We start from the raw sequence: 895 nt of genomic DNA on the forward strand, positions 1-895 counted from the left end.
TTTGATCTAAAAATTGATCTAAAAGAGGAACTGTTTGAGATTGTGGTTTCATAGATTCTAGGTCAATTGCTTGATACATCAATTCATCAAAATCATTGCTGAAATTCCGGGCTGTATCTACAAGCTTTCTTTCCGATGGATCAAGAAGATGACCAATAAATTTAGCATGGTCTGCCATAATCCTTAAAAAGAAAACATTTTCTTTAATAATAGCATCAGGAAGGGCATCTAATTTACCTTCATTTAATTCAATTAAACGTCTTCTAAAATAATCAGCTTCCCTACTTGTGTGGTCAACTAACAGTGGAAAATTATTTTGCCCTGGCAATTTACATGTGAGAATTAATCCTAGAATTTTTCGTTTAAATCCCCAAATATTAGTTGCAGCTTGTTGTACTTCTGAATTAAATCTTTTTATTTGCCCAGGATCTGTTTCATTTGTATAGGAATACGCTATTTGTTCGATATGTTCAAACAATCGATAAAATTGATTAGCCTCTTCGATTAGTTGGGTATCCTCACATCTAAACCCCAATCGAAGAAAAAAAGAATGCTCCTTCATGATTCTAGACCAAAAGCGAATTTCATTTAATGATCGTTCAACAAACATTACAGACGTAACACCCGTATCAGGATGTAATGAGGTTTCATCCCTATTCATTCTTAATCCCCCCCAGTAAATACTAAGCTAGTTCCATTCTTATGAGCAAATATATATATAAATACCATCAATAAAAGTTCATGATAAATAATGATAAATCTCGTATACATGTAAAATTAACCTAACCTATCATTATCGATAGCCAAAAAAAGCTCACTCCTTATCTATTTTTATATAAGAAGTGAGCTTTTCTTTTGAAGTTTTCCTGGCGTAACCTTAGCTTGATAGCGATGT

1 protein-coding gene is annotated in these 895 nt (G+C 32.6%); it reads right to left on the minus strand.

Annotated elements, in window-relative coordinates:
* A partial coding sequence (locus tag KI356_RS27030; protein ID WP_212936985.1) for a DUF2935 domain-containing protein occupies positions 1-661 on the minus strand: 661 nt, incomplete at its 3' end.
* Positions 662-895 lie beyond the last annotated feature (234 nt).

The organism is Bacillus hominis (genome assembly GCF_018332515.1).
Taxonomy (GTDB): domain Bacteria; phylum Bacillota; class Bacilli; order Bacillales; family Bacillaceae_G; genus Bacillus_A; species Bacillus_A hominis.